Annotated in this window: 21 protein-coding genes and 4 pseudogenes; 11 read left to right on the plus strand and 14 right to left on the minus strand. The window is 58.6% G+C overall.

Translation table 11 applies throughout. The features are described 5' to 3' along the window. Positions 1 to 363: 363 nt before the first annotated feature. The 4 genes from ACWUI7_RS11335 to ACWUI7_RS11350 form a co-directional block, all read right to left on the minus strand. Positions 364 to 1,560, minus strand: coding sequence for a Cdc6/Cdc18 family protein (locus ACWUI7_RS11335; protein WP_496642333.1), 1,197 nt, complete (start codon positions 1,558 to 1,560; stop codon positions 364 to 366). Between the two features lie 693 nt (positions 1,561 to 2,253). Continuing rightward, complete coding sequence (locus ACWUI7_RS11340) at positions 2,254 to 2,574, minus strand: PIN domain-containing protein (protein WP_496642334.1); 321 nt, start codon at positions 2,572 to 2,574, stop codon at positions 2,254 to 2,256. A gap of 22 nt (positions 2,575 to 2,596) precedes the next feature. Beyond that, positions 2,597 to 2,986: a PIN domain-containing protein gene (locus tag ACWUI7_RS11345; protein WP_496642335.1), complete on the minus strand. Its 390-nt coding sequence runs from the start codon at positions 2,984 to 2,986 to the stop codon at positions 2,597 to 2,599. Next, complete coding sequence (locus tag ACWUI7_RS11350; protein WP_496642336.1) at positions 2,983 to 3,222, minus strand: antitoxin VapB family protein; 240 nt, start codon at positions 3,220 to 3,222, stop codon at positions 2,983 to 2,985. Before ACWUI7_RS11350 ends, ACWUI7_RS11345 begins: the two co-directional genes overlap by 4 nt. 547 nt (positions 3,223 to 3,769) lie before the next feature. Here ACWUI7_RS11350 and ACWUI7_RS11355 point away from each other — a divergent pair. Continuing rightward, the gene (locus ACWUI7_RS11355) at positions 3,770 to 5,143 is read left to right on the plus strand and encodes an ATP-binding protein (RefSeq protein WP_496642337.1); all 1,374 of its coding nucleotides are present in this window, start codon (positions 3,770 to 3,772) and stop codon (positions 5,141 to 5,143) included. Between the two features lie 377 nt (positions 5,144 to 5,520). Beyond that, positions 5,521 to 5,949, plus strand: a complete 429-nt coding sequence (locus ACWUI7_RS11360) for an NUDIX domain-containing protein (RefSeq protein ID WP_496642338.1) — start codon at positions 5,521 to 5,523, stop codon at positions 5,947 to 5,949. Positions 5,950 to 5,977: 28 nt separating this feature from the next. On the opposite strand, the gene aglM is transcribed toward ACWUI7_RS11360, so the two are convergent. Then, entirely contained in the window at positions 5,978 to 7,300 is a 1,323-nt protein-coding gene (gene aglM, locus ACWUI7_RS11365; protein ID WP_496642339.1) for a UDP-glucose 6-dehydrogenase AglM, read from the minus strand. A 561-nt stretch (positions 7,301 to 7,861) separates the two neighbouring features. Between aglM and ACWUI7_RS11370 the strand changes: the two genes are divergently transcribed. From ACWUI7_RS11370 to ACWUI7_RS11380, 3 genes and pseudogenes are all read left to right on the plus strand, one after another. Continuing rightward, positions 7,862 to 8,137 (plus strand): hypothetical protein, encoded by a 276-nt coding sequence (locus ACWUI7_RS11370; RefSeq protein ID WP_496642340.1) that lies wholly within the window; start codon positions 7,862 to 7,864, stop codon positions 8,135 to 8,137. Then, entirely contained in the window at positions 8,134 to 8,574 is a 441-nt protein-coding gene (locus ACWUI7_RS11375) for a type II toxin-antitoxin system VapC family toxin (RefSeq protein WP_496642341.1), read from the plus strand. Before ACWUI7_RS11370 ends, ACWUI7_RS11375 begins: the two co-directional genes overlap by 4 nt. A gap of 119 nt (positions 8,575 to 8,693) precedes the next feature. Continuing rightward, positions 8,694 to 9,212 (plus strand): annotated as a pseudogene (locus ACWUI7_RS11380) (phosphoadenosine phosphosulfate reductase family protein); the annotation flags it as partial. A gap of 40 nt (positions 9,213 to 9,252) precedes the next feature. On the opposite strand, the gene ACWUI7_RS11385 reads toward ACWUI7_RS11380, so the two are convergent. From ACWUI7_RS11385 to ACWUI7_RS11400, 4 genes and pseudogenes are all read right to left on the minus strand, one after another. Next, positions 9,253 to 9,693, minus strand: coding sequence for a PIN domain-containing protein (locus tag ACWUI7_RS11385; protein ID WP_496642342.1), 441 nt, complete (start codon positions 9,691 to 9,693; stop codon positions 9,253 to 9,255). Further along, complete coding sequence (locus ACWUI7_RS11390; protein ID WP_496642343.1) at positions 9,694 to 9,951, minus strand: AbrB/MazE/SpoVT family DNA-binding domain-containing protein; 258 nt, start codon at positions 9,949 to 9,951, stop codon at positions 9,694 to 9,696. It abuts the gene before it with no gap. Between the two features lie 61 nt (positions 9,952 to 10,012). Continuing rightward, a pseudogene (locus ACWUI7_RS11395) lies at positions 10,013 to 10,378 on the minus strand (GDP-mannose 4,6-dehydratase); the annotation flags it as partial. Between the two features lie 153 nt (positions 10,379 to 10,531). Further along, a pseudogene (locus ACWUI7_RS11400) lies at positions 10,532 to 10,875 on the minus strand (hypothetical protein); the annotation flags it as partial. Positions 10,876 to 11,156: 281 nt separating this feature from the next. Here ACWUI7_RS11400 and ACWUI7_RS11405 point away from each other — a divergent pair. Beyond that, positions 11,157 to 12,353 (plus strand): orc1/cdc6 family replication initiation protein, encoded by a 1,197-nt coding sequence (locus ACWUI7_RS11405; RefSeq protein ID WP_496642344.1) that lies wholly within the window; start codon positions 11,157 to 11,159, stop codon positions 12,351 to 12,353. 194 nt (positions 12,354 to 12,547) lie between these two features. On the opposite strand, the pseudogene ACWUI7_RS11410 reads toward ACWUI7_RS11405, so the two are convergent. Beyond that, positions 12,548 to 12,679, minus strand: a pseudogene (locus ACWUI7_RS11410) (IS6 family transposase); the annotation flags it as partial. Positions 12,680 to 12,913: 234 nt separating this feature from the next. Further along, positions 12,914 to 13,021, minus strand: a complete 108-nt coding sequence (locus ACWUI7_RS11415; RefSeq protein WP_496642345.1) for a DUF8595 family protein — start codon at positions 13,019 to 13,021, stop codon at positions 12,914 to 12,916. Between the two features lie 86 nt (positions 13,022 to 13,107). Here ACWUI7_RS11415 and ACWUI7_RS11420 point away from each other — a divergent pair, with 86 nt between their 5' ends. From ACWUI7_RS11420 to ACWUI7_RS11435, 4 genes are read left to right on the plus strand one after another with little or no spacing between them, the layout of a single operon-like run. Next, positions 13,108 to 13,971, plus strand: coding sequence for a TrmB family transcriptional regulator (locus ACWUI7_RS11420; protein WP_496642346.1), 864 nt, complete (start codon positions 13,108 to 13,110; stop codon positions 13,969 to 13,971). 42 nt (positions 13,972 to 14,013) lie between these two features. After that, entirely contained in the window at positions 14,014 to 15,162 is a 1,149-nt protein-coding gene (locus tag ACWUI7_RS11425; protein ID WP_496642347.1) for an NAD-dependent epimerase/dehydratase family protein, read from the plus strand. Continuing rightward, on the plus strand, positions 15,155 to 16,132 hold the full coding sequence (locus tag ACWUI7_RS11430; RefSeq protein WP_496642348.1) for an NAD-dependent epimerase/dehydratase family protein: 978 nt from the start codon (positions 15,155 to 15,157) through the stop codon (positions 16,130 to 16,132). Before ACWUI7_RS11425 ends, ACWUI7_RS11430 begins: the two co-directional genes overlap by 8 nt. After that, positions 16,129 to 17,160 carry an NAD-dependent epimerase/dehydratase family protein gene (locus ACWUI7_RS11435; RefSeq protein WP_496642349.1) on the plus strand — a complete coding sequence of 344 codons (1,032 nt, stop codon included), beginning with the start codon at positions 16,129 to 16,131 and terminating at the stop codon, positions 17,158 to 17,160. The genes ACWUI7_RS11430 and ACWUI7_RS11435 overlap by 4 nt, the downstream gene beginning before the upstream one ends. Before the next feature lie 203 nt (positions 17,161 to 17,363). On the opposite strand, the gene ACWUI7_RS11440 is transcribed toward ACWUI7_RS11435, so the two are convergent. Further along, positions 17,364 to 18,266, minus strand: a complete 903-nt coding sequence (locus ACWUI7_RS11440; protein ID WP_496642350.1) for an alkaline phosphatase family protein — start codon at positions 18,264 to 18,266, stop codon at positions 17,364 to 17,366. A 51-nt stretch (positions 18,267 to 18,317) separates the two neighbouring features. Continuing rightward, positions 18,318 to 19,223, minus strand: a complete 906-nt coding sequence (locus tag ACWUI7_RS11445; protein WP_496642351.1) for a hypothetical protein — start codon at positions 19,221 to 19,223, stop codon at positions 18,318 to 18,320. A gap of 134 nt (positions 19,224 to 19,357) precedes the next feature. On the opposite strand from ACWUI7_RS11445, the gene ACWUI7_RS11450 reads away from it, so the two are divergent. Then, positions 19,358 to 20,893 (plus strand): flippase, encoded by a 1,536-nt coding sequence (locus ACWUI7_RS11450; RefSeq protein ID WP_496642352.1) that lies wholly within the window; start codon positions 19,358 to 19,360, stop codon positions 20,891 to 20,893. Here the strand turns inward: ACWUI7_RS11450 and ACWUI7_RS11455 are convergent. Then, complete coding sequence (locus tag ACWUI7_RS11455; protein ID WP_496642353.1) at positions 20,890 to 22,203, minus strand: sulfatase-like hydrolase/transferase; 1,314 nt, start codon at positions 22,201 to 22,203, stop codon at positions 20,890 to 20,892. The two genes, ACWUI7_RS11450 and ACWUI7_RS11455, sit on opposite strands and share 4 nt — an antisense overlap. Between the last annotated feature and the right edge of the window lie 34 nt (positions 22,204 to 22,237).

Consider the following 22,237-nt stretch of genomic DNA (forward strand, 5'->3'; position numbering starts at 1 on the left):
CCCGCTTAGACCATGAGCATCCCTTCAGATTCGTACTGGTTGGATGCTCGGTGGGACTGCAAACCTGAAATCTCCAACACTCAGGATTCCTCCGCGTTTACGCGGAGGAGGATGTCAACTGTCACTAACATGTTGCTCAATCACATGGAGTGTCGGCCCCCTCGTTGCCGCTGTAACGAGTATGTTACAACAAGCCGTTCATCATATCCGTACCTATGATCCTACGGCGGCAAGACGGGGCGAGTAGTATCGTACACTATGAGGTTCGTCTATTGGGTGGCATCAGCGGCCACTGTATGAGTTACAGGTGTATGTTCAGCAGCAACCTAGTGGACGCATTTTACTTTACCAGGGGCTTGCTGCTCATGCTGACTGGCAGGCTTCGATGACGAGTGCTGGATCGTCAACAAGGCGGTTCACTGTGTGTGCGCCCTGCCCTTTTCCACGGCCTTTCCGGTTCTGGTCAATAACTGACAAAAAAGCAAGCTCAGAGAGGAGGTCTCGGACGCGCCGGGGCCGAAGTGAATCGATTCCCTCGCGTTTGCACACAATCTCGTAGGCAGAATACACCCGCTTCGTTGGGATATCGGCTTCGGCTGTCGCTTCTTCTTGAGCGCGCAATGCCAGCGCTTGCAAGAGATACTTCGAGTGTTCCGGTTGGTTCGCAATGAGTTCTCTGAGTTGTGCGTGTTCTTCACGGTCGTGTGCCTCATCGACGTACTCGACTGTTACCTCAGTGTCATCGTGCTCGTCAGCAATCTCACCCGCATACCGAAGAATATCGATTGCTTTCCGTGCATCACCGTGTTCTTTTGCGGCGAGAGCAGCAACCTTCGGAATAACAGCATTTGTGAGAACGTCTTCACGGAATGCATCAGCACGGGAGGTCAAAATAGCACGAAGCTGTGTGGCGTCGTACGGCGGGAAAACCAGCTCTCGTTCTGAGAGGCTTGATTTAACACGCTCATTTAGTGAGTCGCGGTAGCGAATCTTATTACTGATGCCGATGACACCCAGTGTGCTCTGATCTAACTTTCCAGATTCAGTAGCTCGTGACAATTGCATCAAGACGTTGTCGTCTTGGAGTTTGTCGATCTCATCAAGGATAACGATCGCAACGTCGAGCCGTGAGTCAATAATGTCCCATAGTCGTTGATAGTAGCTTGAGGTGCTCACGCCCGCATGTGGGATTGTAACATCAGTTAGGTCTGGATCGTTGAGTGCGGTCGCAATGGCTCGAACTGTTTGTGTCTCTGTTGATTCTTGAAAACAGTCGACATATGCCACACCAACGGTGATGTCGTTGTCGGCTGCGACGGTCGTGAGGTCTCGTGTGATGTATTTCGAACAGAGACTTTTGCCTGTCCCTGTCTTTCCGTAGATTAAGACGTTGTTTGGGGTCCCACCGTGCTGGGCATCCTTGATCGCATCTGCAAGCGAACGCAGTTCTTCATCACGACCGATAATTCGGTCTCCCGCCGGAAGGTGGCTGATACGGAGGATCTCTTTGTCTTTGAAGATCGGGTCAGGGACCCCGAAGAACGATGCTGACTCTGTCATACTTGTTCTGTGTGATAGTGTAGTATAAAAGTTGCTAACCATATTGCCGCTGTAAATTGAGGCGAGTGAGATCTGCTATCATCAGAATATCGTGTTTAGCTGCGTTATTTACACTATTAGCGTTTCAAACGGTGTTTAAGAGATGTGTGTATAGTATATGAATAGCACATGTAGAATGCCGCTGTAAATCGTTCATGAGACGGAGTGTGAATGTTTGTGCGTCCTAAGAGAATTGTGAGTGGCGTAGTATGATGATAGTCTAACCTCTGTGCTCTCTGTCATATCGTTACAGCGGCAATCAGGTGTGACATTCCAGGCTCGTTATCGTACATCGCAAACAGAGCATTCACAGTCTATAGGTGGAGCAGGGCAAGAACTGATGTAACGCTAGTTTGAGCCGCAGCGTGAAACACGTCCGACGGATCGGCTGGTTTACAGCGGCAATTTGGTGTGAGGGGCCAGCCGAAATTATCGCAGTACACGCACAATAGCGCACGATTTTAACCCATACAGCGGCAATAAGGTGTATCAGATGACTGTATGAGCGGTCGTATCGGAGGCCAGCTCCAACGTCTACGTGGGCTTCTGAGGCTTCACACTGCCGGCACTTGTCAATTAGTCTGACCTACACCTGATCTGCGCGTAGAACACTTACAATCGGGGGTGTGGGGTAAGACAGCAGATGGTGAGCGCTTACGACGTTGAGTGAGCAGCCTCATCGATGAGTTCAGTAGCGGCTTCTCGAAGACTCCCAGTCATCTGAAGCCCATGTGAGTCGATCTGCCTCACGAGCGTGTGCGCTTCCTCTCGATCAAATCCAACCTCTACGGCCCGGACAACCACACCGACCGTCCCGGTGACTGACGCTCCGAGTCCACGAGCGGTGGTCCGCACACGCTGGTCGTCTGAGACGATACCGACTAGCTGGTCATCAGCCGTGTAGCCCAACACAGCAGCGTTGACATCGACTTCGTATCCGTCATCTCGCGAGGCCCTGACAGCCGGGGTCGGCACCGTCTCTCGGGCTTGGATACGGTCAGTACTCTTCGACGTCGACGACCTGCTTCGTCTCTGGGTGGGTCAGATGTCGATCATCGGAGACTACCGGCGCATCGAGTTCACGGCCGACCGCCGCAATCACCGCGTCCATCCCGGAGAGGAACGGTCCCTGTGGCCCCATTTCGTCTGCGATCTCAGCAGCGGTGACCGCGGTCCGCTCGTCGACGGTGTGCACCTCGCCCCATGAAAGATCCTCACGAGCGCCCTCGATATCACCACCGGGGACGTTTCCCTCCCCGAGAAGCGCCTCCGCGTACGCCGGGGCCGGGAGGACATACGCCTCGCTGTCGTGCTCCTGGAGGTACTCACGGGTCGAGTCGACGCCGTTGAGGTAGTCGATCAGGAACGTCGCGTCGAGGACCTTCATGCGTCCTCGCTTCGACGTCGCGTCCGCTCTATCGACTTCTCCTCGGAGGCCTCACGGGTCTCGCGAGCGCGGTCGGCCCGTTCATCGGACCACCGGCCGAACCCGGCGAGGAGGTCACGGTCGGTCGAGAACATCCGTTCGAGGACATCGTTGTAACTCTCGCCCTCCCGCCGCCGCCGCTCGATTTCGCTCTTTACCGTGTCACTGACGCGAATCTGCTCGTTGGCTGCGCCCATTTTACGTTGACGTTGGATGTTGACATACCTATACCTTTTGTCTGCCTGCGATGTCTAGCCAGCGCAGGGCTCTGTGACACCCCAGTTCGAAGGCTACGCTGAGAGACCGGGACACCCTTGTCTAGACACAGAACACTTGTCACAGTGGGGTGCCGCTTCGGTCGATTCGGTATCGCACGTGGGTTATGAGTGTGTGATTGACATCCTCCCCGCGCTGAAGCGCGAGGCTTTCTGCTTATACTTCCGTAAGACGACCGCACGGCCTCCGGGCTCACGTTGGGCCACTCCCTCCCCAGCCGATTCGCTGCGTGTGTGGTAGTGGGTATGTGGACGAGACGACCGCGCGGCCTCCGGGCACCGATTATCGCCACACCCTCCCCAACCGATTCGCTCGGTCGCTTCGCTCCCTTGCTCATCCCTCGCACGCGCTCGCGAGTCCGCCTGCGGCGCCCTCGCGAGGCGCGCGCCACGGTAGAATGCCGGCGTGTGAGCGAAGTCGTCGGATCCGAACACATATTATGTGCACGATAATATTATCGTACGCATAATGATCAACAGAGCGGATGAGCTGGCGTGGCTCACGTCACATCTCTCACAGGAGCAACGACAGCTACTGGTCCTGTACGGTCGACGTCGAGTCGGGAAGACCACGCTGGTGACGACTGCACTCGACGATTTGGACGCGACGTCGGTCTACTACCTGTGTGATCAACGTGGGTCGCGTCACAACGCGCAACGATTTGCGGCGCAGTGTGCCGACGCGTTCGATGATATTCGCCCGGCTGTCGATGACTTCGTGGAGGCGTTTCAGTATCTCACCGCCCGTGTCGACGGATCATGCATCATCGCACTTGACGAGTTCTCGTATCTTGTGAGCGATGACGACACCATCCCCTCTGTGTTTCAGACAATCGTCGACGATGTCATCGCCGAGACGGCGATCTCACTCGTGCTGTGTGGATCGTCGATCTCGATGATGGAAGAGGGTGTATTGAGCTACGAGAGCCCACTGTACGGTCGCAGAACCGGACAGTGGAAGCTCACTCCGCTGTCGTTTGCGGACGTTCGTGCGTTCTTCCCGCATACCGACATACAGACGCAGATCCAGATATACAGTGTGTTGGGTGGTGTCCCCGCATATCTCGAACAGTTCGATACTGACCGAGGCCTCTTCGAAAACATCGAGGAAGCAGTGCTCTCGAAGGGCGCATTTCTCTACGAGGAGCCGGAGTTCCTGCTTCGGCAAGAACTTCGTGAGCCCGCAACGTACATGGCAATCCTCGAAGCCATCGCTGGCGGCGCAACCCGTGTCACCACGATTGCCAACGAGATCGGTGCGGATGCAAGCAGCCTCTCGCGATACCTCCAGAACCTCACACAGTTAGCGGTTCTCGAGCAGGAACACCCAGTCACGGACCCAGACGGTCGTGGGCTGTATCGACTGACAGATGAGTTCCTCCGGTTCTGGTTCCGGTACGTCGCACCGAATCAGGGAACACTCGAGCAGGGGCGGACAGAGCCCGTCCGGGCGGCGATCGCCGAAACGCTCCCGACACACACGAGTCGAACCTTCGAGGCCGTGTGTCAGCAAGCGGTTCAGACGGCCGCGTTTCCTGTGTCCTGCTCGCGGGTCGGCCGCTGGTGGTACAGTGGTGAGGAGATCGACGTCGTCGGACTCAACCAACACACGGACACGCTTCTACTCGGCGAATGCAAGTGGACGTCCGCGCCGGTTGGTCGCGCAGTATTCGATGATCTCACAGCGCTTGCGTCATCCGTTCGGTGGCACGGAGACGATCGGAACGTGAGATACGCCCTCTTTTCGCGTGCCGGATTCACCGACGAGCTACAGACAGTCGCTGACGAGCGTCCCGAGGTGTACCTGTACGGGCTCACCGAACTTGCTGCGCTGTTTGACTGACCACCACGACTTCACAATCGCCCGATAACAATGGACCACACCCTCCCCAACCGATTCGCTACGTGTGTGAGAGTGGGCATGTGGACGAGACGACGCTGCGACAGCCGGGTACCAAGTACCGCCACACCCTCCCCAACCGATTCGCTCGGTCGCTTCGCCACCTCGCTCATCCCTCGCACGCGCTCGCGAGTCCGCCTGCGGCGCCCTCGCGAGGCGCGCGCCACCGCAGAGGGAGTCGTCGACCGAGTGTAGGGAGATCGATTTGTCACCCATCGCGGCCAGCAGCGAAAGGAAGCGTCGAATACCCTCGCGTCAGAGTCGTCTCCATGGACGACACGTGAATCAGCGCGGACGACTGGGAGACGATCGTTGCCAGCGTGCCGATCGTCTCTGTCGACCTCGTCATCAGCCACGACGGGGGCGTGCTACTCGGGCGTCGAACGAACGAGCCCGCGAAGGGATACTGGTTCGTGCCCGGTGGACGAGTGTACAAAGGCGAGACCCGTCGAGAGGCGGTCCACCGCGTCGCGCGGGAGGAACTCGGCGTCGAGGTGGAAATCGTCGAGTCGCTCGGGCCGTTCGAGCATAGATACGATACAGCCGACGTCCCAGGTGTCGACTCGAAGCACTATCTCGCGAACGGGTACGTGGTGGAGATCGTGGATGGTGAGGCGGTCGTAGACAGTGGGCTAGAATCAGACGACCAGCACGAGGCGGTTCGGGTGTTTCGTGATCCACCCGAGCCGTGTCACGAGTACGTGCGGGATTACGTGGAGACGGCAGAGACGGTCGATGGGTGGTTCTGATCGCTGAGCCCGCTGGTGGCGAGCAAGCTCACCAGGTCAATCCCTCGTAGGTGATCCCCTCGCGGCGCTCGATGATGCGTCTCCCGTCGACGACGATCGGGGTCGTCATCGCGTCGAAGGCTTCGTCGAGGGCGGCGAACTCGTCCCAGTCGGTCACGACGACGGCACCGTCGGCCCCCTCGAGTGCGGCTGCTGCTGAGTCCGCGTACGTCACGCCGTCGACGTAGTTCGGCGCATTGTCGGTCGCGACCGGGTCGTAAGCGGTGACCATCGCACCACGGGCTTGGAGGTCGTGGATGACCGGGATCGCCCGGGAGTTACGCATGTCGTCAGTGCCGGGTTTGAACGCGAGTCCGAGCACCGCGATCTCGGCATCCTCGAACCCCTCGTCGCGGTGTGCGGTAAGGTGATCGGCGAGGAGATCGACCAGTCGCTCAGGCTGGCGATCGTTGACCTCGACCGCTGCGTTGAGGAGGGCTGGGTCGTAGCCAGCCTCCTCGGCAGCTGAGATAATTGCAGCGACATCCTTTGGGAAGCAACTCCCGCCCCAGCCGGCGCCACTCTGGAGGAACTGCTCGCTGATTCGGTCGTCTAAGCCGATCGCATCGGCCACTTCGTAGGCGTCGACGCCGAGTTCCTTACAGATATTTCCGAGGTCGTTGATGAGGCTGACCTTCGCCGCGAGAAAGCCGTTGTTCGCGTACTTGATCATCTCGGCGGTACGGGTGTCGGTCTCGACGACGGGCGCGTCGGCCGCCTCGACGAGTGGCGCGAACACCTCGTGCATGTCGTCTAGTGCGCGGTCGTCGTCTGCGCCGAGGACGACCTTGTCGGGATGTAAGAAGTCGTGGACGGCCGTCCCCTCGCGGAGGAACTCGGGATTCATGCCGACGCCGAATCCCTCGCCGGCGGTCTTGCCGCTTGTCGTCTCTAGGATCGGCGTGATGGTGTCTGCGGTCGAGCCGGGAACAACCGTGCTCTTGACGACGACGCTATGCCAGTCTTCTTTGGCGGCGAGCGTCTCGCCAAGTTGGCGCGCGCCCGCCTCCATGATCGAGAGGTCGATGCTGCCGTCGTCGTGCTGCGGCGTGGGGAGACAGAGGAAGGTGACGTCGGTGTCGAGGACAGCCGCGTAGTCGGTGGTCGCCCGGAGGCGACCAGTGCCGTCTGGCCCGGTGTGGGTGGCGATGAGATCCGGGAGGCCCTCCTCGTGGATCGGGGCGTCGCCGGCGGTGATCGTCTCGACGACCGACTCGTCGATGTCGATGTTGACGACGTCGTGGCCGAGATCCGCGAAGCAGGCTGCGACAGTGGTGCCGACGTAGCCGCTGCCGACGATAGAGAGGTGCATGTGACCGGGTTCGTGGATTACCGACAAGAAAGGTGTGGTCGGGAGATCGGGCGAGACTGATCGGGGTCGCGCGTGCTGACTGTGAAGCTCCTCGGGGTCACGTCTTGAGATCCTCAGTCTGCTCCGCCCTTGACATCCTCTCCGCCCTGAAGGGCGAAGATTCCCACGGCACTGCACCGCTGGGTTGGGATGTTTACGATTTGTAGCCGTCTTGATGACGGCTACTGGCTGTGCCAACCAGCCGGTACTCCTATCCCGGCATGGGATTCGGAGGTACTTCTTATACCTGTACCCTATTTCGGTACGGAAGAGGGTGTCTTCCGCTTCAAATCAGGGAATCCCGATATTGTCCGATTAGTGGGGCGGGTAGACCGCCTCAGTTGCTTTTATGTACGATTGTAACTCATTTAAAACATCCGTTCAGTGCGTCGGACGTAGTTCGTGTAGGGGTGTCGGATTCATCCCCCGCCGTGAGCGGCGGGGCTTTCTCCTCACACCTCCGTAAATCAAGGAGAAATTTCAGTAGAAAGATTAACTTCGTTGTACCTGCAACTCACTTCTATGTCAACAGCGGTCAAGATGGACGAAGACGCCAAATCAAAACTCGAAGCGCTACAGGCAGAGATTCGGCTCAAAACGGGGAAAAAAGTCACCCAACAAGAACTTCTCTCAAGACTGATTCAATCGGCGGTCAACTCCCGTACGGAGTTCGTCGATTCGTTCCGAGATGGAACAGAAACCCTGAATGAGACGGAACTCGAGGAGTTTAATCGGGGGACGATTGCCTCCGGTGTCAAAACGGCAGAAGACGACATCGACGATATCCTGTACGGATGAGCGTCTTCGTCGACACCGGCGTGTTCTACGCGCATCACGACACCGACGCCAGCCGACACACGGTCGGTACTGACGCCCTGAATACTGTTCTTTCGTCCGCAGAATTCGGTCACGTGATGACGAGCGACTACGTCTACGACGAAACGGTCACGCTAACGCAGGTGCGGACAGGGGATGTCGACGCCGGGCTTGAGGTGGGACGGCGTATTCGCGGTGCGGGATACCCCTCGGCCATCGAACTACTCCAGTCGTCTTCGACGCTCTTCGATCGTGCCGTGTCCGTCCATCAGACGTACGCTGACCACAAACTCAGTTTCACCGACGCGATGACCGTCGCGATGGTCGACTACCACGAGATAGACGGAGTGTTGAGTTTCGACGACGACTTCAATGGGGTCGTTCCCCGACTTGTTCCAGACACACTCACGTTTCAGTGAGGACGCGGAATAATTTGGATTAGCGTGGGGGAGTTCGCCTGCTATCGAACGTAGTTTGTGTCCCTGTTGTCGGCTTCCTCCCGCGCCTAAAGTCGCGGGTATCCGTCTTGAATATCTAGGACACCTTCCCGTTCCTGCTCGACACCTACGTCGGGAACCACCTGCTGAAGACGGTCGCGCTCAACAACGCCTTAGAGGAGTACGACATCGACGGCGTCATCTCGGGCGTCCGCTGTGACGAGCAGGAGGCCCGCGCCGACGAGACGTTCTTCTCGCCGCGCCACAACCCCGACCTGTTCCCGCCGCACGACCGCATCCAGCCCATCCTGCAGTTCGCCGAGGCCGACGTGTGGGACGCGTTCTGGAACTACGTCGTCCCGGACACCGTCGACGCCTTCCCCGACGAGGGGTACGTCCCGCAGAGCGACGACGACCTGCCCGAGGGCGTGAGCCAAGAAGACATCCCCATCTCGCCGAAGTACTTCGCCGGCTTCCGCTCGCTCGGCAGCGAGGTCTCGACCGACAAGACGACCGAGGAGCCCGCCTGGCTACAGGACCTCGAAGACACCACCGAGCGCGCCGGCCGCGCCCAAGACAAAGAGGACTTGATGGAGCGGCTGCGCGACCTCGGGTACATGCAAGGAGCGGGAGGTCGCTCCGAGTCACGATCCGCGACAATCAGGGCGCGAACGGATCCGTCGCCGTCGTGAGTCGAGTGATCCCGTCGAACTGATCGAAGTCGTCGTCGAACGAGTAGACGTACTCCATCTCTTCGGTCAGCATATACGCGGCGAGAAGCGAATCGACCCACTCCGGTCCCGACGACACGTCGTGCACCCGAAACAGCCGCTCGCCGTCCGGGTGAACTCCCTTCGGTACGTGGACGAACTCGAAGCCGCGGCTCGCTTGGAGGAGGTCCAGTGTCTCAGCGGCGGCGGACTTGCTGATACGTTTTTGAATCGGATGGAGAATTTCGGGGACCACGTAGTTCACGACTCGCGCACGCGGGAGACTGCCGCCGTCGATCCCGTTCACGATCGCCACGGCGTCGTCGTGGCGATCGGCGTTCGCGTTCCGGGCGGCGAGAACGACATTCGAGTCGATGCAAGTGACGGGCATCTACTCGCTCCACGCGCTCTCGGCGGCCTCCTCGCTGTCCCACGCCGGACCGTCGAGCGGCTCCGCGTCCTCGAACGCGCCGTAGCGCTCGTGGACGATCTCCACCGAGAGCGTTCCGTCCGCGACCACCCATCGGACCGTATCTCCCGGCTCTACGGCCTCACCGAGCGCGTTGCGAACCTCCGAGGGGATCGTCGTCCCGTAACTGTCGTTGACCGTGGACTCCGCTTCAATCGCCGCGTCCGGTTCGCTCGACATACCCGGTACTACCGGCTCCAGTAAAATAAATTGGGCGGCCAATTAGATCCGAGTTCGCTTCCTAATTCGTCTCGGACGTGCGCCCCTCGACATAGGGCTCACACACCAGCTCGACGCCCTCTTCGAAGCTAACCTCTGGCTCCCAGCCGGTGGCCTCGTGGAACTCCGAGTAGTCGGCCATCGTGTCGTGGACGTAGCCGTCGAAGGGGCACTCGATGTACTCGGGGTCGATGTCGGTGCCGAGCGCGTCGTTGATCATCGCGACCATCTCGTTGAACGTGTACGCCTCTTGGGTGCCGACGTTGTAGACGCCGGTTAGTTCGTGGTCCGCGGCGAGTTCGCAGGCGCGGGCGACGTCCGAGACGTGGGTGAAATCGCGCGTCTGGCTGCCGTCCCCGAACAGCTCGGGCGCCTCGCCGTTCGTGAGGGTCGAGCCGATGAACCCGGCCCCGCCCGTAACGAGGACGCGCTGGTTCTGCATGGGTGGAGGTTGTCAGGGCGGGAGAATTATGCCTTCGGTTCGGTCGGTTCGAGGATGCGTCGATCCGTCTGCTTAATCACTTTGTTGAGGGTGGATCTCCTACCCGTCCATGACCACTTCGTCAGCGTCGTCATCTGCTTTCGTCTCTACGTTCTCGTTGGCGTCAGCCGTCACCTCGTCGAGTCGCTCCGCGGCGCGGTCGCGGTCCTCGGGGTAGCCAACGTCAATTCGCCGGGTGACAAAGTCACCCGACGTCCCGCTCGCGTACGCTCGCGAGACCGCCACCCATCGAGCCGGATCGCGTCGATGGTGCGGCCGGACTGGATGAGCAGATCGATCGCATCGGGGAGTTCGTACTCGCCACGGTCGGAGGGCTGGACGAGGTGACACGCGTGGAAGATGGCCGGCGTGAAGGTGTAGAAGCCGGTCATCATGAGAGACGTCAGTAAATCAGGTATCTGTAGCAGAGAGTAAGATACGAACTCAAGAGTGAGAGAGTACGTTTCGTGTGCTTTTGAGGTGAGTACCCACCAGGGTGACATCGCGGCTCGCCCGGAGTGAGAGCTAGCGCAGAGTGAGAGAGTACATTTCGTGTGCTATCCGCGTTGTTGCCTGGAGAGGCGGGCACAGTCTAGCGATTGTAGCTGTGAATCGGGATTCTCGATAGCATACGAAACATACAACGCGTGGTTTTATATGTGTACGCTGGGTTGGGATCGTATCCATGGCCGGTCCGTTTGATGATCTCACAGAGACGGTGTTTGCGAACAAGGCGGTGCTCACGGAGAGCTACCAGCCAGAGACGATCCTCGAGCGAGATGAAGAAGTCGACGCCTACAGCCACGCGCTACAGGATGTGCTGTTCGGTCGAGAACCCGAGAACGTCTTCGTGTATGGCAAAGCCGGACTCGGAAAGACGGCAGTCACCGCGTACATGATGGATGAACTTCGCAAGGAGGTACCGACGCGAGCGGAGGCCGACCCCCTTCATATCCACACGATCAACTGTAACGGTCGAACGCTGTTCATGGTCGTCCGTGGCCTCGTCAACGAGTTGCTTCCCGACCACGCCAGTCAGTTCCCCAAGCGAGGCCTCGGGACTGGAGACGCATTCGACGAACTGTACAGACAGCTCGATCGGATCGGCGGGACGCATCTCGTCGTGTTCGACGAGATCGACCACCTATCGGAGGCAAACACGCTGCTGTACGAACTGCCTCGTGCGCGGGCAAACGGACACATCTCGACCGCGAAGGTCGGTGTGGTGGGAATCAGCAACGACTACACGTTTCGGCAGACCCTCTCACCGAAGGTCAAGGACACGCTGATGGAGACCGAGATCTCCTTTAGCCCATACGACGCCGGCGAGCTGCGGACAATCTTACAGCACCGGGCGGACCACGCATTCGTCGACGGGCGGTGTGACACGTCGGCAATCGCAAAGGCGGCTGCACTGGCCGCACAGGATATGGGAAATGCTCGGCAGGCACTCGATCTACTTCGCGTCGGCGCAGAACTGGCCGAACAGAACGGTGAGACACCAGTCACAGATGCGCACATTGAGACCGCACGTGAACGAGTCCAGCGCGGTCGATTAGAGAACAAGATTCGAGATCAAACCGAGCACGCACAGTATATTCTCGAAGCGATCGCAACCGTACAGAGCAAGGGGAAGGTTCCGGTCCGGTCGAAGGAGATCCAACAGACATACGAACAGGTGGCCGACTCACACGCTGCCACACCGCTGTCAACACTGAAGAGTATCCAGGACCACCTTTCTGATCTCCACATGCTCGGGTTTCTCCGACGGGACGAACAGAACAAGGGACTGCGTGGGGGGCAGTACTACGAGTACGAGTTGGATCTCGATCCGGCGATCGTCTTGGAGACTCGCAAAGAGATCGCCCAACACACCGAGTGAAAGCACACGAAATCCACTCTCATTCTCGGTGCCGATGGAGCTACTGATCAGCGAGCACACGAACTGTACTCTCTCCCTCTCTCCTGCACCACTGAACAGATCGTCGTATTTACCGCTGGGTCGATGTCTGATGCGGTGTCACTACCGTGAGGGTGGTAGATCAAGGAATATGCTCGTTGGATATCATGTACTCAAAGAACTCGGACAGTATTCGAACGTGAGCGATCAGACAGGTGCAGTTGTACACCGACTGTCATCACAAATTTGGGTGTCGTTTCCCGTTCCACGAATCCCAATTCGATTTCGACCAAACATCTCACATTCAAGACAAAAGACCTGCCACTCCCCGCTAACGCTGACTGAAACCTCGACGCGGTAGGGTAGGGGTCAGAGTGAGCTCATATGTGGCTGCGTAAGGAGTGCTCGACGCAGTAAGAGTAGTTGTAGATATACGACTCAGTTTTTGTGGTTGGCACAGCTCGACATTCAAACTCCCGCAGGATCACTCGTCAAAGCGGTCGGTCATTAGGTAGGCGTCGAAAAAGAGAAGTTGTACTGAGTTAGTCCTCTGCACGCTCATCTGAGAGATGCTCCCAGATCTCGGTGCAGCCTGCGCCGTCGGGAATCGTCTCAACGTGGTCTGTCTCGGGTGAATCTGAGTTACTCATCTTCTGAGTAACTATGTGATCGTGGCCGATATAATTCTACCGGCGTCACCAGTACGTACTTACGGACCCGACGTGGACCGTCCGGCATGGCCGACACCGGCGAGGACCTCTTCTCGTTGCTCGAACTCACCGAATACGAAGCGGAGGCGTTAGAAGAGCTACTGCTTCTGGGACGCACGACCGCACCAGATCTCGCAGAAGCAACAGGGATCCCGAAAGCGCGCATCTACGGCGTCCTCGACGAGCTCTGTGCGGCCGGCTTCGTGAAGCTGATCCCGGGACGACCGAAACAGTACGAGCCACACGAGCCGGCCGACATCGTCGACCGAGCCATCGAGAACCAGCGACACACCTACGAACAGTTCCGTACGGAGGTCGAGTCGGCCGAGGCGTCGTTCGTCGACACGTACGCGCCAGTTCGTGATCGGGGTGTCGACGAGCTCAGCCCGACCGAAGACCTGTTTCACGTGGTTGACGTCGGCGAGCCGAGTGAGCGGGAAACCCGGCGGCTGTTCCGTGAAGCGACCGACCGCGTGTTCCTCCTCACGAAGAGTCTGGGATACATCGACGCGATTCGCCCGGCGATGCGAGACGCCCTTGACCGTGGCGTCACCGTCGACGTACTGATGCTCGCGGCCGAGCACCTCTCGGCGGATAACGAACAACGACAGCGCGAGATTCGTGCGACACTCGCCGCCGACTTCCCCGGCGTCGAAGTGCGGATCAGCGAGCGACTACTCCCGTGGCGGGGGGCGTTCATCGACCCAAGCCTCTCGTACGACTCGGGCCAGGGACTCCTCTTGGTCGAACAAGAGGCGATTCCGAACCACCACCGCCAGGCGGCCGTCACCGAGAACCCGTCGTTCGTCGCAGGGCTCTGGCAGTACTTCGACCTCCTCTGGCGACATGAGAGTCGTCCGGACGAGGTCGGAGGGGCCGATCGAGAATAACCGGAAAGGCTTTACCACCAGTTACTCAGAATGTGAGTAACGATGACTGTGCTCCTGACAGGTGCTGACGGCTACCTCGGCTGGCCCACCGCGCTGCGACTGTCGGATCGACTCGAGGAACGAATCGTCTGTGTCGATAACTTCGCGCGGCGCGATTGGGTCGCCGAGTCGGGCAGCGTCTCGGCGACGCCGATCGACGACCCCGAGGCGCGCTTCGCGGACGTCGAGAACCTCAGTTTGATCGAGGGAGACCTCGCGGATCGCGACTTCGTACTCCAGCTGTTGGACACATACGAGCCGGACACCGTGCTCCACGCGGCCGCCCAGCCGAGTGCGCCCTACTCACAGATCAACGGCGAGCGCGCGCTGTACACCCAACAGAACAACGTCTCGATGTCGGTGAACCTCCTGTACGGACTCCACGAGTGCGGGCTCTCCGACACGCACTTCATCGAGACGACGACGACCGGGGTGTACGGCGCGCCTCACTTCCCGATCCCGGAAGGCGGGCTCGAGGTCGAGCGAAAAGACGGCAGCGACGAGGTGCCGTTCCCGGCGATGGGGGGGTCGTGGTACCACCAAACCAAGTCGTTCGACGCGGCCAACATGCGGCTCGCGGAGTCGCAGTTCGACTTCCCGATGAGCGAGGTCCGGACCGCGATCGTCTACGGGACGGAGACCGAGGAGACCGAAGCACACGACAGTCCAACCCGGTTCGACTTCGACTACTACTTCGGAACCGTGGTCAATCGGTTCTGCGCACAGGCGGTCGCCGGCTATCCGATCACCGTCTACGGGAAGGGTGAACAGCGGAAACCGATGGTAAGCCTCGAAGACACGGTCGAGAGCCTCGTTCGGCTCGTCGAGGAAGGTCATTCCGGCGACGAAGGGATCGATATCTACAACCAGGTCACTCGACCGGTCGCCATCGTCGAACTCGCGGAAACGATCGCCGAGGTCGGCGACGAGTTCGACCTTGACGCCGAGGTGAAACACTACGAGAACCCGCGCAACGAAGACGAGGAACACAAAATGGAGATGGAGAATGACGGGTTCCTCGAACTCGTCGGCGGACAGCGCCAGGAGTTGGAAGCCGGGATCCGTGACGTACTAGGAACGCTCGTCGAAGAGCAGGACCGGATCGCCGCCCACGAGGACCGGTTCCTGCCCGGCGTGTTGACCGATGAGTGAGGGGTCGGAACGCGAGACGAGCGTCCTCGTCACCGGCGGGTGTGGCTACATCGGGAGCGCGTTGGTCCCACAGCTGCTGGCGGACGAGCGCGTCGACGACGTGGTCGTTCTTGACTCGCTGTCGTCGGGCTCGCCCGCGAACCTCGCGGGGAGCATCCGTGACGACCTCCGGTTCCGGCGCGGCGACGTGCGGGAGTACGGCGCGGTCGAGGACGCAGTCCGAGGCGTCGACGCGGTGATCCACCTCGCGGCGATCACGGGCGCGGCCTCGACGCACGACCGAAAGGCCGAGACGTTCGCGGTGAACCGCGACGGGACCGAGAACGTGCTCACGGCCGCGGGGAAATTCGACGCCGAGAACGTCGTGCTCGCGTCCTCGTGTAACAACTACGGGCGCGCCGCGAGCACGGATATCGACGAGGAGACGACGCAGAACCCGCTCAATCCCTACGCCGAGTCGAAGGTCGCCGCTGAGGAGCTGCTGGCCGAGGCGATCGACGAGCACGGGTTCGACGGGACGGCGCTGCGGATGAGCACGAACTACGGCTGGTCGCCCGGCGTGCGGTTCAACCTCGTGGTGAACCACTTCGTCTTCCGGGGACTCACCGATCGCCCCCTGACCGTCTACGGCGACGGGTCGAACTGGCGGCCGTTCATCCACGTGCGCGACGCGGCGCGGGCATACGCAGCGGCGGCGCTGGAGCCCGACTCGTGGCCCGAGCGCGTGTACAACGTCGGATCGAACGACGGGAACTACCGAATCAGCGAGATCGCGGAAATCGTCCGCGAGGAGTTGGACCGCGAGCTGGACGTGACGTACCTCGAAGACGAACAGCCCGGCCCCTCCTATCACGTGAACTTCGATCGGCTGGCCGCAACCGGCTTCGAGACGGAGTGGACGCTCCGAGAGGGGATCCGAGACATCGCGGACGAACTGCGCGGTGACGCGCGCGAAGAGGTGACCGCATGACGGACCAGGAATTCGATAGCGACAGCGAGACCGAGGCGACGACGAAACCGAGCGACGAGGAGTCGACCCCGACGATCGCGGTCACCGGCGCGGCCGGGTACATCGGCAGTCGGGTCGTCGTTGAGCTGCGCGAGGCCCACCCCGACTGGGAGCTGATCGCGATCGACAACGGGTACCGTGCACAGGTCGATTCGATCGGCGATGTCGAGATCGAACACGTCGATATCCGGAACCGCAACCGGCTGGAGGACGCGCTCGCTGGCGCGGATGTGGTCTGTCACCTCGCGGCGATAAGCGGGGTCGACGACTGTGAGGAGAACGCCGATCTGGCGTACGAGGTGAACGTCACCGGAACGAACAACGTGGCCTGGTTCTGTCGGAAGTCGGGTGCCGCGCTCGTGTTCCCATTCAGCATGGCTGTGTTGGGCGACCCCGAGGAATTCCCCATCACGGCCGACCAGCCGCGGGACCCGTTGAACTGGTACGGGCGGACGAAGCTGCTCGGCGAGCGGTCCATCGAGGCGTTCGCGGACGGCGCGTTCCCGGCGCACCTCTTCTTGAAGTCGAATCTCTACGGCGAACACGTCATCGACGGGACGGAAGTAGGGAAGCCGACCGTGATCAACTTCTTCGTGAACCGGGCACTGGCGGGCGAGACGCTGACCGTCTACGAGCCCGGGACGCAGGCGCGGAACTTCGTTCACGTGAAGGACGTGGCGCGGGCGTACGTGCGAAGCGCAGAGCGGCTGGTGGAGCAGTTTGCGAACGGTGAGACCGGGACTGAGACCTATGAAATTGCGAGTGAGGAGGACATGAGTGTGATGGGGGTGGCGGAGATCGTGCGCGAAGTGATGTCGGAGGAGCGCGGGATCGACGTGGACGTTGAGTTAGTCGAGAATCCCCGGAGTGATGAGACGATGGTAGAAGAGTTCGGGGTAGATATTTCGGTTGCTAAAAAACAACTTAATTGGAAATTAAATCAAAATATTGATGAATCGGTAAAGAGACAGTTAAGAAACCAGACCTGAAAGATTTATGTATTTTACAGGAAGAAAAATAGTTCTTCACGAGAATGGTTTCATGCTCTTATTGCGGAAGTCATCGGCCGTTTAATTGATGATCTGATATACATACATCATAGTGAACACTCAGGCACGACTACAGCTCCAGATCGCAACAGAATAGTTCTATTCTGACGGAGAGAATTCGAAGTCATTTCCCCTCGTTCTCGTTATTCGATGTACCCCAATTCCCGCAGACGCTCCTCGGCGGCGTCCATCGTGACCCGCTTGCTGGTCGATTCGTCGTCATAGTCTACATTCGCTTTGAGCCATTCTCGAACCTCGAACACCGACTTAGGGAGGGATCCGGAGACCCCGTCTGTTCGGGATACCGTTGCCCGCATACTGTGGGCACCCGGGTCATCGTCTTCCAACCAGGCCGTCTGCATGCCGTGATCAGAGAGGACAACCAGTTCAGAGACGTTATCTCGCAACTCCCCGATCATGCCGTCAACGGTTCGGTAGTACGATTCGAGTTTCTCTTCCCGCAGTGCGTAGGCGTGGCCAGTGATATCCAGTATGTGTGAGTGTACGCCCGCAATCGGGACATCCGCAGCCTCCATGCCGGCAAGCCAACCTAGTTCTTTCCCGGTGTTCCCGAGCGATCGTCGACGGAGTTCACGCTCGGACATCTCGCCATGAGAGACCTTCGAAGCCCAACCCCAAGCTTCCGAGAGATGTTTCGCTTCCGTGACGCCAGGCCACCCGAAGGCCTCCCCGTCCTCGAAGAGGTGGCTCTCGTCCGTCTGATGGATCTGTTGTTCGTGCCCCCGTTCTCGGAACGGTTTCCCCAGACGGTTTCGCCACTCCGATGGCAGGAACTGTGTCACGTTACTCGCCAACCGCAACGGTAGCGAGTCCCAGTCGGCAGCGTCGTTGCGGACCTCGTGTTCTCTCGGATGAGTGCCCGTAGCGACAGACGCCCACACTTCTGGCGTGAAGGGGTGATCCATAGAGTAGGTGAACGTCTCGAGGGAGCCGTGGTCGTCGAGTAGAATGTTCTCACAGTCCCAGTGGCGGGCGAGTCGGTAGTCCGCTGCGTCGAGAGCAAGAACCGCCAACGTATCGCTCATACTCCCTCAATGTCACACAACCGATTTACAGTTAGCGATTATCGGTAACGATTACCCAATGTTCTTGGAACTCTCTTCGACGTAGCCTAGGTGTGCCAATCGGTCTTCGACAGTATCTTCGGTCGCTCTATTACTCGCGATTGGTGGCTCTGAAACAATGTTACGTCGTCTGGATCCCTCAATAATCAGCCAGGGCACCTCTAGCAACGCGTCGGTATACAGATTGTGGGGGTGGCCGTAGGCCCTCGTCGGGATCGGTCCAACCCAGTCGCCAAGGAGGTTCCCGTGGTCGAAGGTGATGACCGTCTTCCCAGTATCGGCTTCGAGGAGAGTCTCGACCGAATCGAGAACGAGCTCAAGGTTCTCTCGGTAGGCCTTCCAGACGCTTTCCCTCGAGAGGTCGCCTCGCTGGAGTCGCACCCAAACCGCTTCCCCATTGTCGGAGGCTCCCTGTCCAGGCGCAATCCCCTTGTGATCGAGTTGGGATCCGAAGTCCCCGATGAACGGATAGTGCGGCTGCATATAGTGTGCGATCACCCGCTTGTCCGGGTGTTCGTCCAGCACCTCGCGGACAGTCTCCGTCATAGTTTCTGGGAGAACGGTCCGGTATTCCGGGTCCCAGCTATCCTCCAGTAGGTTTACGATCCGGTAGAATACGTCCTCAGAAAGTAATCTGGCGTACGGGTTCGCAGTGACGTACACCGTGTCATGGAGCTGACGGCCCTCGAAGTTCTTCTCGATGAACTCGCTACTCTCCGTTCCGTGCGAGACACGCTTCTCTAACACCCCGCCGCTGTCGTACGTCTCGGCGAACAGGTCGTAGCGACACCCGTCCAAGATCACCAGTGTGTCCCAGTCCTCTTTGACCACGTCCGTCCCGGTGTGCTCACCGAACGACTGGTAGTAGCGTTGGTTCGCACGCTTAGCCAAGTCGTACATTGTGCGGACGAAGGTCATCAGGCGAGATTTACTGGCTGAATGTATATAATTCTCGCTCCGTCCTCGGATCCATGGCCAAACAAAATGCGGTTGATCTCCCTGACGGCATTCCAAACCGGAGTAACTAAGCCCATAACAGCAACCGAACCTGTATGGCCAAGGAGAGGGACGAAGCCGGAGACTCAATCTCTCGTATTCTCTCCGGATCGTCTGTGATCTTCGCCGCTTCGCTCATCAACAAGGCAATCTCCTTCGCTGCCAGCGTCTTCATGGCGAGCATTCTCGGCGATACCGGATATGGGATGGTCGCCCTGGTGTTGACATTCTACTTCGTTATGTCGAGTCTGTTCAACCTTGGACTTCCCGAAGGTGTCGCCCGAAACTACCCGCGTGCGACGGATGAGTCGGAACAACGCGGATTGCTCGTGACGCCGTTCGTCGTGGCGATGCCACTCGCTATCGTCGGGTCTGGTGTGCTGTTTCTCGCTGCCGAACCAATCTCGGTGGGCGTGTTCGGCGATCCTGACCTCGTCATCGTTCTTCGGATTATCTCGATCGCGGTCCCGCTTAACGTCCTCCTCAACCTCTTGCTGGGTGCACTACGAGCCGTCGAGAAACCGGCCGAGCGATCACTCGCACAGAGTATCGTCTTCCCGATCGCCCGGTTCTCGCTCATCATTGCGCTTGTGACGCTAGGCTACAATGCTGCCGGGGCTGCGGGGGCGTACGTCGGCGCAGCCGCACTAGCAGCGGTGATCGCACTATACTACGTTCATAAACACACACCACTATTCGACCAGAACATCACAGCGAATCTCCAGCCTCGTTCGCTCCTGTCCTTCTCGATCCCGCTAATGGGATCTGCGATCATAATTAAGCTCATGAATAACGCCGACACACTCCTGATCGGTGCGTTGATCGACCCGGTCGGAAGTGTCGGCCAGTACAACGCGGCGTTCGTTCTCGCGCAGATCACTCTTCTGTTCTACACCTCACTCGGTTTCATGTACGTGCCGGAGGTCTCTCGCCTCCAGGAGGATGAGGGAGACGAAGAGGCCAAAGACGTCTACCAAGCAATGACGAAGTGGATCCTGTTCATGTCTCTTCCCTTCACGCTGACCGCACTCGTCTTCCCAGAGTTCGTTTTGACCTTCATTTATACCCCCGCTTACACACAAGCCACGCTCCCGTTTGTCGTTCTCACACTCGGACTGTTGACCCACGTCGTAGTGGGTCACAACAAAAATACGCTCATCGCCTTGGGGAACACCCGTGCCATTCTTGTCACCGATGTCACGACACTGCTGGTCAATATCATCCTCAACGTCGTACTTATTCCCAGATACGGTATCCTAGGAGCAGCGGTGGCTACAGGTGCAGCGTACGTGATCCGGAATGTCGCGCTGACAGCGTATCTCTGCGCCGAATACGGTATCCAGCCATTCACACGAGAGCTTCTGCTGACAGCGGTGCTCCCTATCGCTGTCGCGGCAACTATCGTCTCCGCAGCGTTCACACCGTCACTCCCCGCGGTCTTACTCACGACACTCGTTCTGGTGATCGCCACCGCAGGCTCATATCTCCGATATGGCGTTAGCGCGGCAGATCTCCTCATCGTAAACAGAATAGAAAGCCGGTTCGACGTGGATCTTGACCCGCTCCGAAATGTTCACAACCGTCTACGTTAGGCATATCCTAAGTCCTCAAGCCGAGCCATCGCCTCGTCAGAGAGTTCTTCCTGTGCGGATCCGGCTTCCTGTACCTTGAGATCGTCTCGAAGCGCATCAAGCCGAGCTTGTGGATCATTATCTGTGTTGCCTTGGCTGACCCAGCCATCGTCGGTTTCGTAGCCGTAGTACGACGGTGGAAGTGCGATCCCACTAAGCGGCGTGTCGTAACGATCACGTATCGCCTCAAAGTCGTTGAACTCCGCCAGCTCGTCCAAAAGCCACGCAGTCAGTCCGTGAAACTCTGTCAAATATGTACTGCCCGTCCCGTCTTCAAGAAGATTGTGACCACGAGAAGGCGCATCGATCTCTGCGAGATCAAGTACGGTCCGGTGAACGTCCAGTAAACTCACAGGGGAGTCGGTCGACCCGGACGCATCAGGGCCGGAGATAACCAGCGGGACGTGGGTCAGTTCGGGATAGAGCCCGTACTGGTGGTCCCAGAGGCCGTGTTCACCGAGCATCTCGCCGTGATCCGAGAGAGTGATAACATAATCGAACTCTGATTGGAGTTCCGCGAAAATCTCTTTATATATATCTGAGAGATACCGAACTGCATCGCTGTATGCCTGCCTGACAGCATCACCGTTCATATCGGTAGCACGTCCCGTAAGCGCGTCAACGGCGGTTGGTTTGTCGTGGGTCTCTACTGTCTGATATTCCTCTGGTGGTTCGTACGGCCCATGAGCTTCCATTAGATTGAGGAACAAAAACTCTTTTTCGCTGTATTCTGCCTCACGAATACGCTCTAGGGCTGTCTGGGCTCCATCGTCGACGGTTCCTTTTCGAATCTTATCAGGACGAAACTTGAGCTTGAACCCCTGTTTGAGTGATTCAACTGTTTTCACATCCTCGGTGATACAACTCCGGATAGCGTCTAAATAGCGAGTTGGCCCCTTGCCACGAGTCCTACTGATGAACCCCGACCAATCAAAGATATCTATCGAATTGAAATGACGAATCTTCCAACTACCCTCGAACTGATCGAACCCGCGGTGGTAATTGAAACGCTTAGAGACATTTGGATTCGCACTAAATGCTCTCGTCGTGTAACCCGCGTCTGAGAGTTGCTCAGCGAGGACTGGTCCTTCGCAGTCTAACGTGTTTCCTTTAGAGTGTACACCAATTTCGCTTGCATACTTTCCAGTAAAAAACGATGCGTGGACGGGAGCAGTCCAGTTGCTCGTCGTCCAAGCGTTATCGTATCGGCGACCCGGAAGCCAGTCAAAGTGCTCTTCGAAGGCATCTTTCCGGAGCGTATCGAGAACCACAAAAGCAATATTCATTTGTCGTGATTATTACTAC

The sequence above is a fragment of the Halorubrum orientale genome (assembly GCF_059623105.1).